This window comes from Pseudomonas sp. PAMC 29040, from assembly GCF_003994535.1.
Lineage (GTDB): Bacteria > Pseudomonadota > Gammaproteobacteria > Pseudomonadales > Pseudomonadaceae > Aquipseudomonas > Aquipseudomonas paraversuta.
Map to the genome: position 1 here is coordinate 1 of NZ_RZAA01000020.1, position 14925 is coordinate 14925.

Here is a 14925-nt window from a genome sequence, read left to right on the forward strand (position 1 = left end):
GTCGACTGGCATCGGCAGTGCGCGAAGTCATGCTGCTGGGCACCGACGCCCAAGGCTCAGTGACCACAGAAGCCCAGGACGCTATCCACACCCCGGTCTACGGCGCCTACGGCCAGAGCCAGCCCGGCACCAGCCGACTGGGCTACGCCGGCTCCTTGCGCGAACAGGACAGCGGCTGGTACTTCCTGGGCGATTACCGCATCTATAACCCGGTGCTGATGCGCTTCCACAGCCGTGACAGCCTCAGCCCCTTCGGCGAAGGCGGCCTCAATGGCTATGCCTACTGCGCCGGCGACCCGGTCAACCGCATCGACCCGTCGGGCCATTCGTGGCTGGACTGGCTGTTGCCGGCGGCCGGCATCGCCCTGGCCGTGATCGGCACCGTGGCCTCCCTGGGTGCGTTGGCCGCACCTACAGCGGCGCTGACCGCCAGCTATGTAACGGCCGTCACCACCGCGACCTTGAGTGTGGTGTCGCTGGCAGCGGATGTGGCCTCGATAGCCTTGCTGGCCACCGGCAATGAAAACGCCGGGCGGATTCTGGGCTGGGTGGGCATGGCAACCGGGCTGGCCTCGGCGGCCCCGTCTATGGCCGGGGCTGCCGCCAAGGGGGTCAAAAAGGCCGGCAAGTTTGTGGGCAGCTGGCAGCATAAATTGCAACATGCAGGGGGCGCTCCGGGGGGTAACCGGGCGTTTCCCGGCAGGGCTCATCGAGTGGCAACGAGCGCCCCACCCCCGCAAATGCAAAATATGAACTTTGCCTATTTACTGGAACAAACACCGATCCGGGACAGCTTTTTGCCGCACTTGTCCCGTGGTGACTTGCAGAACATAGGACAGACCAACAGAGCCAATAGAGCCGCCGTATATAATCCGACATCAAGCACGGCGGTCCAGCCATTAGAGCTGCCTTTTTCCGGGACCAGAGGTATGGAAGATGGAATACAGAACGAGTACCTGAGGCCGGTTATCAACAACCCAAACTATGTCAACGAAGTGAGACAAATCATTACTGGCAATCACCCGCAGTATTATCCTTGGCAGGTTGCTGTTGAAACAGGTATTCAGAACCCGTCCCGATTAAGAATTGTAGAGGCCTCGACTTACCAGGCTTACGAAACATCAAGGGCTGCGGGTCACAGGACCTGGCCAGTAGGTTTCAAGAATTTTGAGGACGATTACAAATGGTTTGGCCCTCAGGGGGAACTTATGCGCAGAGGATGGGCCAATCGAATGCTGTAAGGGTTTCGATGGCCAACTTTTGATCCATTAAGTTTTTATTCCCCCTCCATCCGGCAATAGCGCCAGCAAAGCCCAATGCCTCGCATTGGGCTGTGCTGTTTAAAACCTGCTGTTGAAACGACCTGGTCTTTTTAGCCACTAAAGACCTTGCCCGTTGTTCGCTATGTAGCGGCCACTCCAGGCCGCAACCGGATACGACTTATGGCAAATTGAACGGGGTCACGATCTGCACCTGTGACGGGCTTATCGGACCTGCTTTCCATACCCGGTGATAGTGCAGGATATGCAGGAACACATGCCGGGCATCGACCTGCAGGTTGTGATCGATGATTGCGGCGATTTTTTCTTCGGCCAGCAATTGCCGGTTTTCTTCATCCAGATCATGCCCGATAAACACTTGCAGCGGCCGTCCAAGGGCGGCGAAAGCATCGACAATCGCCCGGTTGCCACCGCCCACGCTGTACACCGCCTGCAATCGCGGATGCTGTTCCAGGGCCAGAGTCACGCGGGCAAAGGTCGGTTCGTAGACCCCGAGCCCTTCACTGATGTCCAGTACCCGCAGGTGCGGCGCCCGCCCACGCAACCACATGCGAAAGCCCATTTCACGTTCTTCCTCGCCGCGAAAACGTTCGCTGCTGATCACCACCGCCACCTCTTGCGCCTCCGTACCCAGCCAGCGTGACAGCAAGTACGCTGCGGTTTGCCCGGCGTTGCGGTTGTCCATGCCGACGTACGCGATGCGATCACTCTGGGGTAAATCGGTGACCAGGGTCACCACCGGAATCCCGGCCGCCACCAGCCGGTTGACCGCAAGGTTGATCAATGGCTCATCCGCCGCCTTGAGCACCACCCCCTGACTGCCCTTCTCTGCGCAGCGCCGGATCAAGTCGTGCATGGCCTGGGGGTCGATCTCTTCGAACAGATGAAAACGCGGCGAAATACGAAACGGCGCCATGCTGCTCAGCTGTGCCGATATGGCTTCTTTTACCGCCGTACTGAAGCGCTCCGGGGTGTGCAGGATGACGTCGACATGAAAAGTGCGACCCATCGCCAGGCCACTTTTCTCCTGAGCTTCCAGCTCGCCCAGGGCCTGCTCGATACGCCGTTGAGTCTGCTGATGAAAACTGCCGCGCTGGTGCAGCACGCGGTCGACCGTGGCTTTGCTGACACCGGCCTGGGTAGCAATTTGCTTGATGGAGAAACGCTTGGCACGGCTGAGCATGATAATCCCCGGGCTGTTTCTTGAGGTTTTTATGAGGTCTTTTCTGCCAGTTATGAGGCTTGGCTGATGCTAGTCTCGGTTTCACGAGGTGTCACCCGACGATCTCGACAACAATAAAAAACCGCAGGAGACGTTCATGTCTGAAGCCGATTTTTCCACCCAGTTCGCAGGCCGTTTTTTTGTCGTTACCGGCAGTACTCAAGGCCTCGGCGCAGCCGTGGCCCATACCCTGGCGCGTCGCGGTGCAGCCGGGCTGATCATTTGCGGGCGCAGCCGTGACAAAGGCGCCGAGCAGGTGCGCCAGCTGGCACAACTGGACTGCCAGGCCTTTTTCGTCGAGGCCGACATGGAGCGTGTGGAAGATTGTCGCGCCGTGATCGAAGCCGCACGCAAACATTTCGGCACCTTGCACGGGTTGGTCAACTGCGCAGGCATGTCTGACCGAGGCAGCATTCTCGACACTTCGCCAGAACTGTTCGACCGCATCTTCGCAGTCAATGTGCGGGCACCGTTTTTCCTTATGCAAGAAGCCATCAAGCTGATGATCCGCCAGGGTGTTGAAGGCGCCATCGTCAATATCCAGAGCGTCAGCGGCCATGGCGGCCAATCGTTTCTCTCGGCTTACTCGACGTCCAAGGGCGCACTGGCGATCCTCACCAGGAACGTGGCCTTCAGCACCCTGCGCAACCGGATCCGGGTCAACGGTCTGAATATCGGCTGGATGGACACCCCCCACGAAGACCAGATCCAGCGCCAATACCACGGCGCACAGGATGGCTGGCTGGCCGAAGTGGAACAGTCGATGCCGTTCGGCCGGCTGCTCAAGCCTGAAGAAGTCGCCCGCAGCGTGGCCTTTTTGCTGTCCGCTGAGTCCGGAATGATGACCGGCTCGGTGATTGACCTGGAGCAAGGCGTGATGGGCTGTGGTGACGGTTCAACCCCGCGGCCGGACGCACCTTTGGCATTGGGTGATGCATGACCGGCGCCAGCGCTTTCGTCCGCCAGAGTGCAGTGGCTCTGAGTGACTTTGCCGCGCTGTGCGAGCAGTCTGCCAAAGCCGCGGATTACCCGGGTTGCGCCGGGGTCCAGAGCAATGTGGTGATCTATCACGCCGATACGCTACGCAAGGCATTGCATGACGACCCGCGACCGCTGATGAACCAGCTGCACCATTTGTTGCGCCATGGCCCCGGGGTGCTGGTGGTGCGCCAGGCCTATGGCGATCTGCAAGTGGTCGATCGCCATAGCCGGGTATTCGAAGCGATTCTTGCCCGCCAGGCACAGGCCGCAACCGGTGCCGATCATTTCGCCAAAGCAGGGAGCAACGGTCGCATATGGAACTCCCTGCAAAAGGCGGCGCTGTATTCACCCGAGTCGTTTATCGAGTACTACGCCAACCCTTTGATCGGGCTGATTGCCGAGGCGTGGCTGGGGCCGCATTTCCAGATCACGGCCCAGGTCAACGTGGTGCATCCCGGCGGCCAGGCGCAGCAGCCCCACCGTGATTATCACCTGGGTTTTCAGTCGGTGGACGAGGTGCAAAGGTACCCGTTGCCACTGCATGTGCTGTCGCAGTATCTGACCTTGCAGGGCGCCATCGCCCACACCGACATGCCGCTGGAAACCGGGCCGACCCTGTTGCTGCCGTTTTCCCAGCAATATGACTTGGGGTATCTGGCATGGCGGGACGAGGCATTTATCGACTACTTCAACCAGCACGCGGTGCAACTGGCGCTGAGCAAGGGCGATATGCTTTTTTTCAACCCGGCGCTGTTTCACGCCGCCGGCAGCAACCACACCGCCAACTGCCAGCGCATGGCCAATCTGCTGCAAATCAGTTCGGCGTTCGGCAAGCCCATGGAAAGCCTGGACCGCGAAAGCATGATGCTGGCGCTCTATCCGGCGCTGCTCAAGGGGCTGCAACAGGATGAACTGGACGCCCGGGATCTGGCGGCAGTGATTGCTGCGGTCGCTGACGGCTATGCATTCCCCACCAACCTGGACACCGACCCGCCGCTTCACGGCCTGGCACCGCAGACCGGGCAGCAGTTGATGCTTGAGGCCCTGAACAAGCGCTGGTCGTATGAAGTCTTTGAGCAACAGGTCAGCCTGATGCGCAGCAAGCGTCAGGCCTGATCACCTTCGATATCACCCAACGGAATGATCTGCGCGCTGCCATGCCGCACCCCGCGTTCGGCCATGACGTGGCGCGCCAGTTCCGAAACTTCGCCAATGCTGCCCTTGAGCACCGACACTTCCATGCACTTGCCCTGATCCAGATGCACATGCAGGGTCGAGAGGGTCAGGTCATGGTGCTCATGGAAGGCGGTGTTCAAACGCTTGGACAACTCCCGGGTGCCATGATCGTAGACATAGCTCAAGGTGGCCACGCAGGGCTCCTGCGGGTTGCGGTTCTGCGGTTCCAGCAAACCGGCGCGCAATAAATCGCGAATGGCTTCGGAGCGTCCCTGATAACCGTGGGTGCCAACCCGCTGGTCAATCGCAGTCAGCAAGGCATCGTCCAGCGTGATTGTGACCCTCTGCATCTAATCGGCCTCGCAGTTATGATCTTTTGACATAGACTTCATACCCAATGAGTGGACAGGCCAGCGGCCATCAACCTGAGGGAGACGCAGTGTGGAGCAGTCAAGGATGAAAAAACAACTTGCCTTATGGATGACCGGAGTCTGCCTGAGTATGGGCCTGACCGCAGCCCACGCCGCCGACCCGGCCCCCACCCTCACCTATTCGTGGCCGACCAATGCCGGGCCGCTTGACCCCCGGGGTTACTCGCCAAACCAGATGTACGCCCAGGCCATGGTCTATGAGCCCCTGGTGCGGTACACCGACAAGGGCACGCTGGAACCCTGGCTCGCCACCCAATGGACAGTCTCGCCGGACGGCAAAACCTACACCTTTACCCTGCGTGACGCGGTGACCTTCAGCGATGGCAGCCCGTTCAATGCGGCCGCCGCCAAAGCCAGTCTGGACGCCGTACTGGCCAACAGCAAACGCCATCAGTGGATGGAACTGGTCTCCACCCTGGAGGGTGTTGAAGCACCGGACGAGCACACCCTGGTGCTCAAGCTGAAACACCCTTACTACCCGACCCTGATGGAACTGGCGCAAGTGCGCCCGCTGCGCTTCGGCGCACCGCATGCCAAACCGGGTGCACCGGTGGGCACCGGGCCCTGGATCCTGGCGCAAACCAGACGCGGCGAATACGACCGCTTCGAGCGCAACGAACGCTATTGGGGGGCCAGACCGGCTTACGGCTCAGTGCTGGTGAAGGTCATCTCCGACCCCGACAGCCGCGCCATTGCCTTGCAGACCGGGGAGCTGGATCTGATTCAGGGCGCCGAGGGTGAAATCTCCCCCGGGACCTTTGTGCGCCTGCGCGACTCAGGTTTCAACACCGCCATTTCCGCGCCCCTGGCCACCCGTTCGGTGGCGATGAACACCGGCCTGGCCCCCACCAACGAACTGGCGGTGCGCCAGGCGATCAATCAGGCCGTGGACAAGGACACCATCATCGCCAAGGTCCTGCATGGTCTGGAACCCCGTGCCGACGCCCTGTTTTCCAACAACATGCCGTACACCGATCTGGGCCTCAAGGCCGCGCCCTACGACCCGCAGCAAGCGCGCCAAACCCTGCAGGCCGCCGGCTGGAAAGCCCCGTTGGGCAAGGGCATCCTTGAGAAGGACGGTCAGCCCCTGAGCATCGAACTGGTGTTTCTGGGCACCAGCGCCCTGCAAAAAAGCCTGGCCGAAATCATCCAGGGCGAGCTGGCCAAGGTCGGAATCGAGGTCAAGCTGCGGGCCGAGGAAGACGGCGCGCTGGTGCAGCGCCAGCGTGAAGGCCGCTTCGGCATGATCTTCGCCGATACCTGGGGCGCGCCTTACGACCCGCACTCCTTTGTCAGCTCCATGCGCTATGCCGGGCACGCCGACTATATGGCCCAGCGCGGCCTGCCGATGAAGGATGCCATCGACGCCAGGATCGCCGAAGTCCTGGGCCAGACCGATGAGCAACAGCGCGCCGAAGGCTACCGCGAAATCCTCACCACCCTGCACGATCAGGCGGTGTATTTGCCGATTTCCTATCTGACCGCCATCAGTGTCAGCCGCAACAATGTGGCTAACGTCCAGTTCGGCAGCACGCTGTTCGACGTGCCGTTCGAAGTCATGCAACCAGCCACCGGGAAGCCCTGAGCCATGCTGCGCTATATCATTTTGCGTCTGGTACTGCTGATCCCGGTGCTGCTGGGGGTGTCGCTGATCGTGTTCATCCTCCTGCACCTGGGCAATGGCGACCCGGCCCTGGATTACCTGCGCCTGTCGCAGATCCCGCCGACCGACACCGCACTGGCAGAGGCACGCCAGGCTTTGGGGCTGGATCGCCCGCTGCCCGAGCAGTACATCAGCTGGCTGTGGAATGCCCTGCACCTGGACTTCGGCACCTCCTACATCACCGGGCGCCCGGTGCTGGACGACCTGCTGTATTACCTGCCGGCCACTCTGCAACTGGGTGGCCTGGCCCTGCTCACCACTCTGCTCATGAGCATCCCGCTGGGCCTGGCCGCCGCGCGCTGGAAAGGCCGCTGGCCGGATCAGGTGGTGCGTTTCATCACCTTTATCGGTGTGTCGATGCCCAACTTCTGGCTGGCCTTTTTGCTGATCGCCCTGTTCTCCCTGTGGCTGGGCTGGTTGCCGCCGATGGGGCGTGGCGGGCCGCAGCACTTGCTGATGCCGGTACTGGCCATCGCGCTGATGTCGATGTCGATCAACGCCCGCCTGCTGCGCGCCAGCCTGCTGGATGTGCGCCAGCAGCGGCATGTGTTCTACGCCCGGGCCCGTGGCCTGAGCGAACGGCGGGTGTGGCGTGATCACATCCTGCGCAACGCCTGGATGCCGCTGGTGACCGCCACCGGCATGCATATCGGCGAACTGCTGGGGGGTGCATTAGTGATCGAAACCATCTTCGCCTGGCCCGGCGTCGGGCGCTTTGCGGTCAGTGCCGTGCTCAACCGCGACTTCCCGGTGATGCAGTGCTTCACCCTGTTGCTCACCACCCTGCTGGTGCTGTGCAACCTGGTGGTGGACATCTGCTACGCCTGGCTCGATCCGCGCACGCGTCTGTCGGGGGTGATGGCATGAGCACCTCAACCATGGCCTTGCCGGGTAAAAAACACGGGATGCGGGTCGGCTATCTGCTGGTCGGCCTGTTGCTGTTGATGGCACTGTTCGGGCCCTGGCTTGCGCCTTACGACGCGACCCTGGTGAGTCTGGATGATCGCCTGCTGCCCGCCAGCGCCAGCCACTGGCTGGGTACCGATCACCTTGGGCGCGACGTGCTTTCGCGCTTGATCGTCGGCACCCAGCTGTCCCTGGGCAGCGTGGTGCTGGTGCTGGCCCTGGTGCTGATCATGGGCGTGGTCATTGGCGGGATCGCCGGGATCGTTGGCGGCAAGGTCGACATGTTTCTGATGCGCCTGTGCGACATGTTCCTGACCTTCCCGACCCTGGTCCTGGCGTTCTTCCTGATTGCGCTGCTGGGCACCGGCCTGACCAACGTCATCATCGCCATCGCCCTGTCCCACTGGGCCTGGTACGCACGCATGGTGCGCGGCATGGTGCTGGCCCAGCGCAACCGCGACTATGTGCTCGCCTCACGGCTGGCCGGAGCCTCGCGCCTGACCCGTCTGCGCCAGCACGTGATGCCCAATGTGGTGGGACAGTTGCTGGTGCTGGCCTCGATGGATATCGGCCACATGATGCTGCACGTCTCGGGCCTGTCGTTCCTGGGTCTGGGCGTGAGCCCGCCGACTCCCGAATGGGGCGTGATGATCAACGACGCCAAGGAATTTATCTGGACCCAGCCGCAACTATTGCTGTGGCCGGGGCTGATGATTTTTATCTCGGTCATGGCCTTCAACCTGCTGGGCGACGCCTTGCGCGACCGGCTTGACCCCAGCGTGCTGGCGGAGATCAAGGAATGAAACATACCCTGAAAATCAGCGGCCTGACCCTAAAACACCGGCAACGCACCCTGGTCGAGAGTGTCGAGCTGACCCTCAAGGCCGGCGAGGTCCATGCACTGGTGGGGGCCAGCGGTTCGGGGAAATCCCTGACCTGCCTGGGCATCCTCGACCTGTTGCCGCCCGGGGTGCACAGCAGCGGCGCCAGCCTGTTGCTGGACGGGCAGGCAGTTGCGGCCGCCAGCCTGCGCGGGCGCGAAGTGGCACTGGTACTGCAAAACCCGCGCAGTGCTTTCAACCCGGTCCGTTCACTGCGCCAGCACGCCATGGAAACCCTGCAGGCGCGAGGCATACGGGGCGTCGACGCCGAGCAACTGATCCACGCCACCCTGCTTGAAGTCGGCCTGTTTGACGGCCAGCGGGTGCTCGATTCATTTGCCTTCCAGCTCAGCGGCGGCATGCTGCAACGGATGATGATTACCCTGGCCCTGCTTGCCGACAGCCGATTCTTGCTGGCTGACGAGCCCACCAGCGATCTCGACGTGGTGGCCCAGGCGCGCTTTCTCGACCTGCTTGAACGACTGATGGTGCACCGTAATCTCGGGGTACTGCTGATCACCCATGACATGGGCGTCGTGGCCCGCTGCGCCGATCAGGTCACGGTCATGGCCCACGGCCGGATCGTCGAGCAGGCCGATGTGCATAGCCTGTTCCATGCCCCGCAGAGCCAGGAGGCGCGCACCCTGCTTGCGGCGCATCACTCGTTAACGATGGAGAGCTGCCCGGCATGAATTTATTCCAGATACGCAACCTCAGCCACGGCTATACCGCTGGCGCAATGTTCAGCAAACGGCATCGGGTGCAGGTGCTCAGCGAACTGAATCTGGACCTGCCCGAGGGCCAGAACCTTGGCCTGCTGGGGGGCAGCGGCAGCGGTAAAAGCACCCTCGCCCGCCTGTTGATGGGCCTGGAAAAGCCCGACCAGGGCAGCATCCACTTCAATGGCCAGGCGTTGCAGGGCACCCATCCGGAGTTTTTGCAGCGGGTGCAGATGGTGTTTCAGGATGCCCTCAGTGCTTTCAACCCCCAGCGCAGCATTGGCTGGAGCATTGCCGAGCCGTTGCGCCACCTTGCGGGCATGCACCGCGAGGCGTGCCAGGCCCGGGTTGAACAACTGTTGCAGCAGGTCAAACTCGAACCGGCCGACATCGACAAACTGCCGGCGCAACTCAGCGGCGGGCAGCTGCAAAGGGCCGGGATCGCCAGAGCCATGGCGGTTGGCCCGCAACTGATCATTCTTGACGAAGCCCTGTCCAACCTTGACCGGGTATTGCAGGTGCAGATTCTTGATTTGCTCGCAGAGGTGCGACGTGAATCCGGGACAGGGTTCTTGCTCATTACCCATGACCTGAGCCTGGTCCGGCGTTTTTGCCAGCGGGTGGTGGTGCTGGCCGACGGCAACCTGGTGGAAGACCGCGAAGTAACGCCGGGGATGCGCTTCGAGCATCCTGCGGCGCGCATTCTGCAGGAAGCCGTGCTGCCGGCGATGCCCGGGGCCCGACAGGTGGCCCCTCGCACGGCCAGCGCCTAGTCGCCGACCAGGCACGAAGCTGCGCTGGACTGCGCAGCAGCCCCCGGGTATCGGGGGCTCAGGTCCCGCTTTTGACCTTGCTCCACAACCGGGTGCGTATCCGCTCCAGTTTGAGTGCCATGGGCTGAAGCGGGAACAGGGTCGCCATCACTGCCTCGGTCGGGTAAATATCAGTGTCATCGCGAATGACTTTGTCCACCAGCTCCCTGGCGTCCTGGTTGCCATTGGGGTATTTGAGGTGGTTAGAGGTACGGGCAATCACTTCGGGGCGCAGCATGTAATTGATAAACGCCAACCCCTGTTGCGGGTTCGGTGCATCATTGAGCAACACCAGGTTCTCGATCCAGATCGGTGCCCCTTCACGGGGGATGCTGTAGCCAATGGTGCGACCATTGCCAGCCGCCAGCGACGCCGTTTTCGCGTCCTGCACCCCGCCTGCCCAGCCCACCACCACGCAGACATTGCCATTGGCCAGATCGGTGATGAACCTCGACGAGTCAAAGTAACGGATATACGGCCGCACCTTGAGCAGCAATGCCTCGGCCTTTTGGTAATCCTGGGGGTTGCTGCTGTTTTGCGGCAGGCCAAGGTAATGCAGGGCAATGGAGATAATATCGCCCGGGGCATCAAGCATGGCCACGCCGCACTGGCTCAGTTTGCTGATGTTTTCTTCCTTGAAGATCAGGTCCCAGGAATCCACCGCAGCATCAGGACCGAGAGTCGCCCTGACCTTGTCCGCGTCGTAACCAATGCCCGTGGTGCCCCACAGATACGGCACCGCATAGCGATTACCTGGATCATTGTTTTGCATTTTCGCCAGAATGGCCGGGTCAAGGTGTGGCAGGTTGGGTAACTGCGAGCGATCGAGTTCCTTCAGCACCCCGGCTTTTATCAAATTAGGCAGCACATCGTTGCTGGCGACCACCACGTCGTACCCGCTGCCTCCCACCATGAGCTTGCTCTGCATCACATCACTGCTGTCGTACACGTCATACACCGAGCTGATGCCGGTTTCAGCCTGGAAATTCTTCGTCGCATCCGGGGCAATAAAGTCATACCAGTTGTAGATATGTACCTGAGAATCCGCCGCCTGCACCTGGGCCAGACCGACACTCAACAGGGTGGCCAGGACCCAGTTGACACTGCGTTGACTTTTCATTGTGCAACTCCGGTCAGCAGCTCGCGGCGGCCATCTGGGTGGACGATCTGTTCGCCGGCAAGCAGCACACGGCGGTCCTTGAGATAGTCGTAATCACGGCGGGCGAACCTGAGCAGATTCAGGTCCAGCTCCACCACCTGTCGCACTTCTTCGCGTCCGGCCTCAAAGACCACCTGGCCATGGGGGTCAACCACTGTACTGCCACCGGCAAATACCAGGCCGTCATCCCCTGCCCCGACGCGATTGACCATCACGGCAAAGATCTGGTTCTCCTGGGCCCGAGCCATGATGGCGGTACGATGCACCGCACCGTAGGGGTCCATATTGCCGTTGGTGACGATAATCAGATCAGCGCCCAGTTGCGCCAGCGCACGGCTGGTTTCGGGGAACTCGATGTCATAACAGATCAGCAAACCCACTCGAATCCCGCGCCATGGCACCGTGCTGAAACGATCGCCGGGGCAAAAATCACCGCGCTCGGTTGGCCACAGGTGGGTCTTGCGATAAGCCAGCGCTATGCCCTCGGGGGTCACCAGAACCGAGGTGTTGTAGTAGGTACCGTTGTGCTGTTCAGCCATGCCCAGCACCACCGAAACATCCCGCTCGCGCACGGCCTGCAACACCCTTTGCAGGGCCGGGCCATGCAAAGGTTCGGCGACACGGGCCAGCTCATCGGCGCCGACAAAGCCGCTCAGATGGGTCTCGGGGAACACCAGCAAATCGGTGCCGGCCTCACAAGTGGCGATGGCATTGAGGGTACGCGTCAGGTTATAAGCGGTGTCGCCGTCACGGCCTGCCAGTTGCATCAGTTCAATCTTCATCTCAGATCCTTGCACGGGGGATGAACCGAGTATGGAACGCGGCATCGCGCCAATAAATGACATCGATGGGGTAACCCCCTCTAGGTACAAAGATGAGTCTGACATTGCAGGATGTGGCCTGGCATGACGCCATGGGCCGGGTAATTGAAACCCTCGATCGCCCCAATTTCTGGACCGCGCTGGTGCGCTTGCTCGGCCGCTACCTGCCCGTGGACAACTGGGTGGTGCTGATTTACGGCGCCGGCAAGCCCCAGGTACTGGCCGAGTCCCCCGGTGCCGACGGCGCCGTGGACCCGCTGTTCCAGGACTACCTCAAGGGCCTGTACCTGCTGGACCCGTTCTATATCGCCAACCGCGAAGCGCCCCAGAGCGGGTTGTTCCAGCTGCAGGACGTGGCTCCCGAATGCTTTGAACAGACCGATTACTACCAGCGTTATTTCCGTCTGAATATCGTGACCGACGAGGTGCATATCAACGTGCAACTCGACAATGAACGCACCCTCAGCCTGTCCCTGGGCAGCCAGTGCCGGTTCAGCCTGGAACAGACCGCCCTGCTGGGACTGGTCCAGCCGTGGGTCGCGGCGCTGATGCGCCAACGCCTGCTGTTTGAACGCGATCCCGGGGAAGCGCCAGAACTGACGCCCAACTGGCAGGCTCGCCTGGAGGCGGCCACTGCACAGTTGAGTTCGCCCCTCACCGCACGGGAGATGGAAGTGGGCCGGCTATTGCTCAGCGGCTGCTCGAACAAGGAAATCGCCCGCAAACTGGCAATCTCGGCCGAAACCGTAAAAGTGCATCGCAAACACATGTACAGCAAGCTGGGAATCAAGTCCCAGTCGGAACTGTTTTCACTGTTCCTGCAAGCCCAGCAATCGGTGTAGGCGCGAGGGTGAAATAAAGGGGGCTGTTTTTGACCCATTTTCGATAATGTTTTGTTACATTCATCCGCTAATCACCCTCAACCACCTGCAAAGGAATGCCCTGCACAATGGATTTCTCACTCAAGCAACTGGCCGCCGCAACCCTGATGATGGCCAGCCTCACAGCGTTCACCCCGGCTGCTATGGCCAATATCACCCCGCAGCAGAGCGAGCTCATTCTCAAGTCCTTCAGTGATAAATCGGTAACGGATTTCAGGCAGTTCCTGACCAGCCTGGCCAAGAGCGATCTGGCTAAAACCGATGACCTGGGCCCTGCGATCAATGCTTTTCTCGACAACAAAACCCTGTCCGCCGAGCAGCAGAACGAGATCTATCGCCTGCTGGGCCTGTACACGCGGATCAAGTACGGCAGCGCGGCCACCCAGACCCTGATCGAGCTGGTGGCCATCCCCACCGTCAACGTGGAAGGCGTGCCATCGTACAAGAACCCTGAATTCATCAAGATCGGCGACAAGATCAGAGACCTGGCCAAGGCCTTCAATCTGAACTATCGCAACGTCGATGGCCGGGTCTACGAGATCTCCCTGGAAGGCAAAGGCGATGAAGTGGTGGGCATCCACGCCCATGCCGACGTAGTACCGGTGAGCCCGGAAAACTGGGTACTGAAAGACGGCACCCGGCTTGACCCGTTCAAGGTCACCCTGATCGGCGACCGCATGTACGGCCGCGGCACCGAAGATGACAAGAACGGCATCGTGGTCACGCTGTACGCGATGAAGGTGATCAAGGAAGAAAACCTGCCACTGGCGCGCAATTTCAAGCTGCTGGTGGACACCACCGAGGAAACCAGTGGCGACGCCATTCCGTATTACTTCGAACACAACCCGACGCCCAACTACAACCTGGCACTGGATGGCGGCTACCCGGTGGTCATTGCCGAAAAAGGCTACGGCACGGTGATGGCCAACTTTGCACGGCGTAAAGCAGAAGGCCAGGGTGCAGAAATCACTTCGCTGACCGGCGGCCTGGCCACCAACCAGATCCCGTCGACATCAGTCGCCACTTTTGTCACTGACAAGCCTGCCGAGCTGGCCGCCAGCCTGCAAAAAGCCGGCATTGAATATGCCAGACGCAATGGTGAGAACTTCGAAGTGAGCGCCAAAGTGGTTGGCAAGGACGTGGTGCTGACCGTGACCGGCGTATCCGCCCACTCCTCCAAACCCGACTCCGGAGTAAACCCGGTGGCGCGGATGCTGGACTTCATCAACAGCCTCGAAGGTCAGGTAGCGCTCAAGCACAACCACATCACCGATGCGGCCCGTTATGCAGCCGACAACTGGGGCCTGGACTATCTGGGCGGCAAGTTGGGGATCGGTTTTGCCGATGATTTCATGGGGCCGCTGACCACTTCCCTGACCTATGTCGGGATGGACGACAACAACTTCAAACTGGCGGTCAACCTGCGCGTGCCCAAGGGTGAATCCCCGGAAGCGCTGAAAGCCGAAATCACCGAAAAACTGACGCAGTGGAGCAAGAACAACCATATCCCGTTGACCCTGGAGACCTCCATTGCCGAGCCGATGTACCGCAACCCTGAAGGCGAGTGGGTCAAGGCGCTGCTGGCGGTGGCCACTGAAAACCTGGGCATGGAACACAAGTTCGGCGCCTCCTCGGGTGCGACTTCGGTGCATGAACTGCCCAATGGCGTGCAATTCGGCCTGGCGATGCCCGGGGTCAAATACACCGGTCACAACGATAACGAGTTCAAGACAGTGAACCAGTTCATGCTGGACCTGCAGATCGTGACCGAAATGATGGCGCGCGTCGGCCAGCTGCCGAACCTCTGACCCGCCTCTGTGGGAGCTGGCTTGCCAGCGATGCATACACCGGGGTTTACCTGGTACATGTAGTGGTCCAGTTTTTTTGGACCATTGCGTAGGAGTATTAGGCCGCCATTTCCTCAAAAGTAACTGGCGGCAGGTTATTCGAGGCGGAGTGACAACGCCGGTGGTTGTAATGGGCAATAAAATCC

The 14925-nt window shown here is 60.8% G+C and carries 14 protein-coding genes; 10 read left to right on the top strand and 4 right to left on the bottom strand.

The genetic code is table 11. The features are described 5' to 3' along the window. On the top strand, positions 1 to 1241 hold a 1241-nt coding region (locus WG29040_RS24015), incomplete at its 5' end, for an RHS repeat-associated core domain-containing protein (protein WP_133309074.1). A 199-nt stretch (positions 1242 to 1440) separates the two neighbouring features. Here WG29040_RS24015 and WG29040_RS24020 read toward each other — a convergent pair. Next, positions 1441 to 2463 (bottom strand): LacI family DNA-binding transcriptional regulator, encoded by a 1023-nt coding sequence (locus WG29040_RS24020; protein ID WP_127197076.1) that lies wholly within the window; start codon positions 2461 to 2463, stop codon positions 1441 to 1443. A gap of 136 nt (positions 2464 to 2599) precedes the next feature. Between WG29040_RS24020 and WG29040_RS24025 the strand changes: the two genes are divergently transcribed. Both WG29040_RS24025 and WG29040_RS24030 read left to right on the top strand, forming a co-directional pair. After that, positions 2600 to 3442, top strand: coding sequence for an SDR family oxidoreductase (locus tag WG29040_RS24025; protein WP_003446400.1), 843 nt, complete (start codon positions 2600 to 2602; stop codon positions 3440 to 3442). Further along, positions 3439 to 4599, top strand: coding sequence for a phytanoyl-CoA dioxygenase family protein (locus WG29040_RS24030; protein WP_127197077.1), 1161 nt, complete (start codon positions 3439 to 3441; stop codon positions 4597 to 4599). The genes WG29040_RS24025 and WG29040_RS24030 overlap by 4 nt, the downstream gene beginning before the upstream one ends. On the opposite strand, the gene nikR is transcribed toward WG29040_RS24030, so the two are convergent. Next, on the bottom strand, positions 4590 to 5009 hold the full coding sequence (gene nikR, locus WG29040_RS24035) for a nickel-responsive transcriptional regulator NikR (RefSeq protein WP_010657233.1): 420 nt from the start codon (positions 5007 to 5009) through the stop codon (positions 4590 to 4592). The two genes, WG29040_RS24030 and nikR, sit on opposite strands and share 10 nt — an antisense overlap. 106 nt (positions 5010 to 5115) lie before the next feature. Between nikR and nikA the strand changes: the two genes are divergently transcribed. Genes nikA through WG29040_RS24060 form a run of 5 tightly spaced genes read left to right on the top strand, consistent with a single transcriptional unit; the run spans position 5116 to position 10032 of the window. Continuing rightward, positions 5116 to 6675 carry a nickel ABC transporter substrate-binding protein gene (gene nikA, locus WG29040_RS24040; RefSeq protein ID WP_256681572.1) on the top strand — a complete coding sequence of 520 codons (1560 nt, stop codon included), beginning with the start codon at positions 5116 to 5118 and terminating at the stop codon, positions 6673 to 6675. Between the two features lie 3 nt (positions 6676 to 6678). Beyond that, positions 6679 to 7620, top strand: coding sequence for a nickel ABC transporter permease subunit NikB (gene nikB, locus WG29040_RS24045; protein ID WP_003446393.1), 942 nt, complete (start codon positions 6679 to 6681; stop codon positions 7618 to 7620). Beyond that, positions 7617 to 8462, top strand: a complete 846-nt coding sequence (gene nikC / locus WG29040_RS24050; protein ID WP_003446390.1) for a nickel ABC transporter permease subunit NikC — start codon at positions 7617 to 7619, stop codon at positions 8460 to 8462. Before nikB ends, nikC begins: the two co-directional genes overlap by 4 nt. Continuing rightward, the gene (locus tag WG29040_RS24055; protein ID WP_127197079.1) at positions 8459 to 9232 is read left to right on the top strand and encodes an ATP-binding cassette domain-containing protein; all 774 of its coding nucleotides are present in this window, start codon (positions 8459 to 8461) and stop codon (positions 9230 to 9232) included. The genes nikC and WG29040_RS24055 overlap by 4 nt, the downstream gene beginning before the upstream one ends. Beyond that, complete coding sequence (locus WG29040_RS24060) at positions 9229 to 10032, top strand: ATP-binding cassette domain-containing protein (RefSeq protein WP_003446388.1); 804 nt, start codon at positions 9229 to 9231, stop codon at positions 10030 to 10032. The genes WG29040_RS24055 and WG29040_RS24060 overlap by 4 nt, the downstream gene beginning before the upstream one ends. Before the next feature lie 58 nt (positions 10033 to 10090). On the opposite strand, the gene WG29040_RS24065 is transcribed toward WG29040_RS24060, so the two are convergent. Both WG29040_RS24065 and WG29040_RS24070 read right to left on the bottom strand, forming a co-directional pair. Beyond that, the gene (locus tag WG29040_RS24065) at positions 10091 to 11191 is read right to left on the bottom strand and encodes a polyamine ABC transporter substrate-binding protein (RefSeq protein ID WP_127197080.1); all 1101 of its coding nucleotides are present in this window, start codon (positions 11189 to 11191) and stop codon (positions 10091 to 10093) included. Beyond that, positions 11188 to 12012: a carbon-nitrogen hydrolase family protein gene (locus WG29040_RS24070; RefSeq protein WP_127197081.1), complete on the bottom strand. Its 825-nt coding sequence runs from the start codon at positions 12010 to 12012 to the stop codon at positions 11188 to 11190. The genes WG29040_RS24065 and WG29040_RS24070 overlap by 4 nt, the downstream gene beginning before the upstream one ends. Positions 12013 to 12104: 92 nt before the next feature. Here WG29040_RS24070 and WG29040_RS24075 point away from each other — a divergent pair, with 92 nt between their 5' ends. Further along, on the top strand, positions 12105 to 12893 hold the full coding sequence (locus WG29040_RS24075) for a helix-turn-helix transcriptional regulator (protein WP_003446382.1): 789 nt from the start codon (positions 12105 to 12107) through the stop codon (positions 12891 to 12893). Between the two features lie 107 nt (positions 12894 to 13000). After that, positions 13001 to 14740, top strand: a complete 1740-nt coding sequence (locus WG29040_RS24080; protein ID WP_127197082.1) for a dipeptidase — start codon at positions 13001 to 13003, stop codon at positions 14738 to 14740. Positions 14741 to 14925: the final 185 nt, after the last annotated feature.

Excerpts from the sequence above, each read along its gene's own strand:
- WG29040_RS24020 (WP_127197076.1), bottom strand. The coding sequence starts at position 2,463 with ATGCTCAGCCGTGCCAAGCGTTTCTCCATCAAGCAAATTGCTACCCAG.
- WG29040_RS24025 (WP_003446400.1), top strand. The coding sequence starts at position 2,600 with ATGTCTGAAGCCGATTTTTCCACCCAGTTCGCAGGCCGTTTTTTTGTC.
- WG29040_RS24030 (WP_127197077.1), top strand. The coding sequence starts at position 3,439 with ATGACCGGCGCCAGCGCTTTCGTCCGCCAGAGTGCAGTGGCTCTGAGT.
- nikR (WP_010657233.1), bottom strand. The coding sequence starts at position 5,009 with ATGCAGAGGGTCACAATCACGCTGGACGATGCCTTGCTGACTGCGATT.
- nikA (WP_256681572.1), top strand. The coding sequence starts at position 5,116 with ATGAAAAAACAACTTGCCTTATGGATGACCGGAGTCTGCCTGAGTATG.
- nikB (WP_003446393.1), top strand. The coding sequence starts at position 6,679 with ATGCTGCGCTATATCATTTTGCGTCTGGTACTGCTGATCCCGGTGCTG.
- nikC (WP_003446390.1), top strand. The coding sequence starts at position 7,617 with ATGAGCACCTCAACCATGGCCTTGCCGGGTAAAAAACACGGGATGCGG.
- WG29040_RS24055 (WP_127197079.1), top strand. The coding sequence starts at position 8,459 with ATGAAACATACCCTGAAAATCAGCGGCCTGACCCTAAAACACCGGCAA.
- WG29040_RS24060 (WP_003446388.1), top strand. The coding sequence starts at position 9,229 with ATGAATTTATTCCAGATACGCAACCTCAGCCACGGCTATACCGCTGGC.
- WG29040_RS24065 (WP_127197080.1), bottom strand. The coding sequence starts at position 11,191 with ATGAAAAGTCAACGCAGTGTCAACTGGGTCCTGGCCACCCTGTTGAGT.
- WG29040_RS24070 (WP_127197081.1), bottom strand. The coding sequence starts at position 12,012 with ATGAAGATTGAACTGATGCAACTGGCAGGCCGTGACGGCGACACCGCT.
- WG29040_RS24075 (WP_003446382.1), top strand. The coding sequence starts at position 12,105 with ATGAGTCTGACATTGCAGGATGTGGCCTGGCATGACGCCATGGGCCGG.
- WG29040_RS24080 (WP_127197082.1), top strand. The coding sequence starts at position 13,001 with ATGGATTTCTCACTCAAGCAACTGGCCGCCGCAACCCTGATGATGGCC.